Annotated in this window: 7 protein-coding genes and 1 pseudogene; 5 read left to right on the forward strand and 3 right to left on the reverse strand. The window is 63.4% G+C overall.

From position 1 onward, the window contains the following. Positions 1-233: twin-arginine translocation signal domain-containing protein (locus tag JOY90_RS12425; RefSeq protein ID WP_291691429.1), on the reverse strand; the 233-nt coding region annotated here is incomplete at its 3' end. A gap of 126 nt (positions 234-359) precedes the next feature. Between JOY90_RS12425 and JOY90_RS12430 the strand changes: the two genes are divergently transcribed. Both JOY90_RS12430 and JOY90_RS12435 read left to right on the forward strand, forming a co-directional pair. After that, positions 360-605: a hypothetical protein gene (locus JOY90_RS12430; protein ID WP_291691430.1), complete on the forward strand. Its 246-nt coding sequence runs from the start codon at positions 360-362 to the stop codon at positions 603-605. A 144-nt stretch (positions 606-749) separates the two neighbouring features. After that, positions 750-2288 carry an FAD-dependent monooxygenase gene (locus JOY90_RS12435; RefSeq protein ID WP_291691431.1) on the forward strand — a complete coding sequence of 513 codons (1539 nt, stop codon included), beginning with the start codon at positions 750-752 and terminating at the stop codon, positions 2286-2288. Here the strand turns inward: JOY90_RS12435 and rocF are convergent. Beyond that, a complete protein-coding gene (gene rocF / locus JOY90_RS12440) occupies positions 2274-3266 on the reverse strand; it encodes an arginase (protein WP_291691432.1) in 993 nt (330 codons plus the stop codon). The two genes, JOY90_RS12435 and rocF, sit on opposite strands and share 15 nt — an antisense overlap. Before the next feature lie 314 nt (positions 3267-3580). Here rocF and JOY90_RS12445 point away from each other — a divergent pair, with 314 nt between their 5' ends. Next, positions 3581-3802, forward strand: coding sequence for a hypothetical protein (locus tag JOY90_RS12445; RefSeq protein WP_291691435.1), 222 nt, complete (start codon positions 3581-3583; stop codon positions 3800-3802). A gap of 9 nt (positions 3803-3811) precedes the next feature. Here the strand turns inward: JOY90_RS12445 and JOY90_RS12450 are convergent, their stop codons facing one another. Then, the gene (locus JOY90_RS12450; protein ID WP_291691433.1) at positions 3812-4912 is read right to left on the reverse strand and encodes an OpgC domain-containing protein; all 1101 of its coding nucleotides are present in this window, start codon (positions 4910-4912) and stop codon (positions 3812-3814) included. A 243-nt stretch (positions 4913-5155) separates the two neighbouring features. On the opposite strand from JOY90_RS12450, the gene JOY90_RS12455 reads away from it, so the two are divergent. Both JOY90_RS12455 and JOY90_RS12460 read left to right on the forward strand, forming a co-directional pair. Next, positions 5156-5410, forward strand: coding sequence for a hypothetical protein (locus JOY90_RS12455; protein WP_291691434.1), 255 nt, complete (start codon positions 5156-5158; stop codon positions 5408-5410). A 58-nt stretch (positions 5411-5468) separates the two neighbouring features. Continuing rightward, positions 5469-5687, forward strand: a pseudogene (locus JOY90_RS12460) (hypothetical protein); the annotation flags it as partial.

The raw sequence follows: 5687 nt of genomic DNA on the forward strand, positions 1-5687 counted from the left end.
ACGTTCTTCTCGAATGGCGACGGCGTGCCGTAGGGCTGACTGCCCATGGGATCGCCAGGCGTCTTCATCCACTCCGGAACGTTGGGCGGCAGATTGTCAGCCTCGCCGGCACGCGCATCGTTCGCTGCGAGGCCGGAAGTCAGCACCACGCCACCGACGATCGCCCCCTTGCGCAGGAAGCCACGGCGCGACGTCAAGGCGAGCTCGTTGTCGGGGCCAGCACGTCTCCTCATTCTGATACTCCGTTGGCTGCCTTCGCTTCCATAATCCGCGGCGCGGCCCACGACAACCCGAGTTCAGATTGTGTTCAGGTTCCGCTCCATAGCTTTCGCCGGGGCTGCATTCCAACGGGAGATGACATGAACTTGAAGCCATTGATGGCAGCCGCGATGATGGCGGCAGGAATTTCCGGCATGGCCGCGATGGTCCCGACGGTGGCTCACGCCCAGGATGCCATGGAAGCGGAGCTGGTCGGCTATCACCAGCTTTGTCAGAAGGGCGATCGAAAGGCCTGCATCCGCTTCGGCATCCTGATCGGCCGCAACGAGCAGCGTCATGCCGATTGGCGGCGGGCCCATGCCGATTGGTGGTGGTGGGAACACTGAGCATGCCGGGGCCGCCTCATCGGGCGGCCTCTTCATTTCGGGTGCCGGCGGCGTCCGGACATGGATATCACGATTGCCAGCGCCGATCTGGTAGGTTTGGATCGGACGTGAGTTTCCCGCGTTTGCCGCCCGAAGGAGAGCCAGATGACACAAACCGATGTCCTGATCGTCGGCGCGGGCCCTTCCGGACTGGTGCTGGCACTTTGGCTGACGAAGCTGGGCAGTAAAGTTCGTATCGTCGACAAGACCGCGGAACCGGGAACGACGTCGCGCGCGCTGGCGGTGCAGGCGCGCACGCTCGAACTCTATCGCCAGCTCGATCTTACCGACGCCGTCCTCGCGAAGGGACATCGGGTGCCGGCCGTCAACCTCTGGGTCCGCGGCGAGGCCGCCGCGCGCCTCGCCTTCGAGACCATCGGGGCCGGCCTGACGCCCTATCCGTTCCTGCACATTTTTCCTCAGGACGAGCACGAGCGATTGCTGATCGAGCGATTGCAGGCGCTCGGCGTCGTCGTGGAGCGGCGCACCGAGCTGATCGGTTTCGAGGAAAGGCCGACTGGCATCGTCGCGCGCCTGCGCGGTTCCGATGGGGCCGAGCAGGATTGCGAGGCGGGCTACCTCGCAGGCTGTGACGGCGCGAGGTCATTCGTCCGCGAGCGGCTCGGCACTGGATTTCCCGGGGGCACCTACCGGCAGGTCTTCTATGTCGCCGACGTCGAGGCATCGGGAGCCGCCGCCAACGGTGAGCTTCATGTCGATCTCGAAGAAGCCGACTTTCTGGCCGTCTTCCCATTGGCCGGACAGGGGCGCGCCCGCCTGATCGGAACGGTCCGGGACGAGCGGGCCGACCGGGCCGAGAGCTTGCGTTTCGAGGACGTCAGTGCCCGTGCGATCAACAATCTCAAGGTCAAGATTGCGAAGGTCAACTGGTTCTCGACCTATCGCGTCCATCACCGGGTGACGGAGCATTTCCGCAAAGGCCGCATTTTCCTGATCGGTGACGCCGCGCACATCCACAGTCCGGCCGGCGGCCAAGGCATGAACACCGGCATCGGCGACGCCATCAATCTCGCCTGGAAGCTGGCGGCCGTCACCGCTGGCCGCGCCGACCAGAGCCTGCTCGACAGCTACGAGGCCGAGCGGATCGGATTCGCGCGCCGGCTGGTCGCGACCACGGACCGCGCCTTCAATTTTGCGACGGCCGAAGGCCGCATCGCCGACATCGTGCGCACACGGCTCGCGCCGATCCTGCTGCCGTTTGCCGTCCATTTCGAGGCCGTGCGCGATTTCATGTTCCGCACGGTATCGCAGATCATGCTGAACTATCGCAACGGTCCTCTCAGCCGTGGCGCGGCCGGCCATGTGCATGCCGGCGATCGCCTGCCATGGGTACCGATCGACGGCATCGACAATTTCGCCCCACTTGCGAGCATGGGCTGGCAGGTCCATGTCTATGGTTCCACCAGCGCCGGCCTCGCAGCCTATTGCACCGAGCAGAACCTGTCGCTGCACGTGTTCGAATGGCATGGGGAACATGAGGCCGCGGGCCTTGCCCGCGACGCGCTCTATCTGCTCAGGCCCGACACCTATGTCGCCCTCGCCGATGCGAAAGGCGATCCGGGTGTATTGGCGGGTTACGCCGCCGACCACCGTCTCCAGCTCGCGGCGTCATGGCCCGCGTGAACGGCGGCTCTTCGGCACGATCGCGTTGCTCGGTGTCGGCCGGTCAATGATGTTCTGGCCGAACAGACTGCCGATCAGCTCGACGGCGGTGCGCGCGGTCCGCCCCCGCTCGTCCAGGAAGGGATTGAGCTCGACGATATCGAGCGACCGCACCAGGCCGGAATCGTGCAGCATCTCCATCACCAGGTGCGCCTCCCGGTAGGTCGCTCCGCCCGGCACGGTGGTCCCGACGCCCGGCGCGACCTGCGGATCGAGGAAGTCGACATCGAACGAGACATGCAACACACCGTTGCGGGCCCGCACCGTGTCGATGAAGCGGCGCATCAATACGCCGACCCCGAACTCGTCGATCCCGCGCATGTCGACGATGCTGACGCGGCGGGCGTTCAACAGCTCCTTCTCAAGCTGGTCGACCGAGCGTGTCCCGAACAGTTCGAGCCGGCCCGGATCGATCGGGACGCGCGGCTCGTCGCCCAGCAGGCCATCAAGCCCGCTTTCGCCGCACATGAATGCCGCCGCCATGCCATGCATGTTGGCGGTCAGCGTGGTCGCCGGCGTGTTGTAGTCCGCATGTGCGTCCAGCCACAGCACGAAGAGCTCGCGGCCGGTTTCCCGCCAATGCCGTGCCATCGCATTCACCGATCCCATCGACAGCGAATGGTCGCCGCCCAGGAAGATCGAGATCGCACCGGATCGCGCCATCTCGTAACCACGCCGGCTGAGTGCGCGGGTCCAGCGCTGGATCTCGCGGTAGTGATTCGCCTTCTCCGGCGGCTGGTCTTGGAGCTCGCCGACATCGCCGATCGAAACATCGCCGAAATCGATGACTTCGAACCCCAGGCTTTCCAGCAGGGCCGCGAGGCCAGCAGTGCGCAGGGCGGCAGGGCCCATCAGGGTGCCGCGCTGCGAAGCGCCCATGTCGATCGGAACGCCCAGCAACGCGATGGCCCTCGGCTCTTTCTTCCTGGTCTCGGTCATGATGAATGGTCTCGCTGGGCGTGTCCGGCTTGCCCCAAGCTAACGGCGATTCGCCGTTTCCGTTTGCAGCATGGCAGGACACTCCCGATTCGTGGAACGATTTTCCCCGACCAGCATTTCTAGCTGGGGACCGTCACCCGCCGTTCAAAGACGGCGCCTGTCGCGGATAGCCAAAGGCCTCACGGCCCGCTGTTGAGACACGCGCACGCAGGGATAGCCAAAGGTGACGGTCTCGGCCTTCTTCGCGGAGGCGCACGAGTTCGGAGGTATCGCCAGTGAGCATCGACGGCCCTCGACCGATCCCCGAGCCCGGCATGGCCGAGCGCGCCATCGATACCGTTACCGACGTGTCGCGAACGATCGGGGAAGTCACGGGCGCGCTGCGCGCAGCGATCGATCGTCTGAGCGAGGCCATTGACGATGCGCGACGTCCCGGCCAGCCGCTCTCGACGATTGCCGCCATCACCCGGGAGGCGCCACTGACCAGCCTGCTCGTGGCGTTCATGTTCGGCATCGCGGTGGCCCGCCGGCGGTGACTTCGTCCGTCAAAACAGTCTGGGCCCGCGGCGGTCGAATTGCGCCTCCCAGGTCAGAAGCGTCGCGGCGAGCACCATGACGGCAATGCCGCCCAAGCTTACGACGATCTGCATGACGAGGCTGCCGGAAACATCGATCAGGATCACGTGCGCCATGAACGCCAGCAGAACGCCGAGGCAATAGATCGAAAGCGAATTCTCGCCGCACCTGATCATCGCCATCATCAATGGCCGGATGCGGCCATGCCATTCCCGTGGCGTGAGGCGCGACACCACGAATGCGAGCGAGAGGAAATGCAACAGCCGTACCGGCGCAAGATGGCTCTTGTAGATTGGATAGATCAGTTGCGTCACTTGGGCCGGGACGAGCTGCTCAAGCGGCTTGAAGTGCCAGCCCAGGGTGATGAAAAGGCCAGCTGCCAGATACGCGATCGCCAGCGCCAGCAGCACGCGCGATTGAAGGATTGGCTGCAGCCGATCGGTGCCCTCATAGGCGTACCAGCCGCCGATCACGAACAGCAACTGCCAGGCGAACGGGTTGAAATACAACTCCCCCGTCGGCCACGCCGGGACGTGCCAGTCGAATAGCTGCACCATCAGATAAATCAGGAACGACGAGGCCAGGGTGATCGTGGCGCTCCTGATCATGGCGTACAGAATGAACGGAAAGGTCAGATGCAGAATCGAAAAGGTCAGCAGGATGTCGGTGTTCACGGGCGCAAACTGCAGCGCCAGGACGTGCGCGATGGTCCTGCCGGGATCGTGGAAGAAGAAGCCGGTGTTGGTTTCATCGAGATAGCGAACGCCGCCGCCAATCACCCAGACCAGGGCAAAATAGGCGATGAGCAGGACGAGAAAGGCGGCGTAGATTTCCCAGCCCCGCCGCAGCGCACGAACCGTCGTGGTGCGCCAGCCCTGTTGCTGGAGGCCGCCGCCATAAGCGAGCATGCAGGTATAGCCGGAGATGAATACGAACCATTCGCCGGTGTCGCTGAAACCATAATTGCGCAGCGTCAACCAGGAAAGCACGTTGTCGGGCACGTGATCGATGAAGATGAACCACAATGCGAGACCGCGACAGGCGTCCAGCCGCAGGTCACGAGGACGCATGTTGGCATGAACGGCTGGAAGGTCGGTCGTCCCCAACACGGTCAGCAAGCCCCTCGCTACCAGAGTCCGCGCTGCTTTTGGCAGACCTCCCGGCATTGCCGAGGTTCGACAACCAGGATTCGACGTCAACCCCTAAGCCCACCTGCTCCACGATCCGTCCCCGTGCACACCCCGTAAATGCACGGATTGATTGAACCCCAAAAAAGGTGTCCTCCGAAGGTTAAGAAACGGGGAAACTCAGCCGTGTCAACCTACAAGGGAATTCAATACACCGTGGTAGCGACTGCCGAACCGGACGTTTGGGAATGGCGCTATCAGATCGGTGACAAAATCAAGTCAGGCCGAACGCAGACGAGGCTCGCGGCACTCGCCGCCAGACGGGTGCAATCCAAGATTGACGCCGCGTTGCGTGCAGCGCGGCCGCTTTCGACCCACGCAGATCCGGCCCGTCCAGAGAGCGGGGCGTCGAAGCATATGCTGCGTCGCAACATTGGCTAAAAATTAATCTTCGGAACGCCAATCCCGGACCGTCTCCAACGCGTTCCAACACCATCTATTGAACAAATTTGATGGTGTGGAAGCGATGAAGAGGGCATTTGCGATTTTGGCCTTTCTCTGCGTTCTGGTCGCAGGCGAATATTTTGCGATCAGCACATGGGCCATCAGGCATGAAACGCTGAGCTTGTTCGACGAAGTGCGGCAGCGGCCGGTTTCGGTCGACGTCGCCGTGCGTCGCGATTATGAGATCAAGGCGGATAACGGCCTCTGGAAGCTG

This window comes from Bradyrhizobium sp., assembly GCF_019242285.1.
GTDB lineage: Bacteria > Pseudomonadota > Alphaproteobacteria > Rhizobiales > Xanthobacteraceae > Bradyrhizobium.

What these genes read in the sequence shown, in the direction of transcription:
- JOY90_RS12430 (WP_291691430.1), top strand. Translation starts at nt 360, where the DNA reads ATGAACTTGAAGCCATTGATGGCAGCCGCGATGATGGCGGCAGGAATT.
- JOY90_RS12435 (WP_291691431.1), top strand. Translation starts at nt 750, where the DNA reads ATGACACAAACCGATGTCCTGATCGTCGGCGCGGGCCCTTCCGGACTG.
- rocF (WP_291691432.1), bottom strand. Translation starts at nt 3,266, where the DNA reads ATGACCGAGACCAGGAAGAAAGAGCCGAGGGCCATCGCGTTGCTGGGC.
- JOY90_RS12445 (WP_291691435.1), top strand. Translation starts at nt 3,581, where the DNA reads ATGGCCGAGCGCGCCATCGATACCGTTACCGACGTGTCGCGAACGATC.
- JOY90_RS12450 (WP_291691433.1), bottom strand. Translation starts at nt 4,912, where the DNA reads ATGCGTCCTCGTGACCTGCGGCTGGACGCCTGTCGCGGTCTCGCATTG.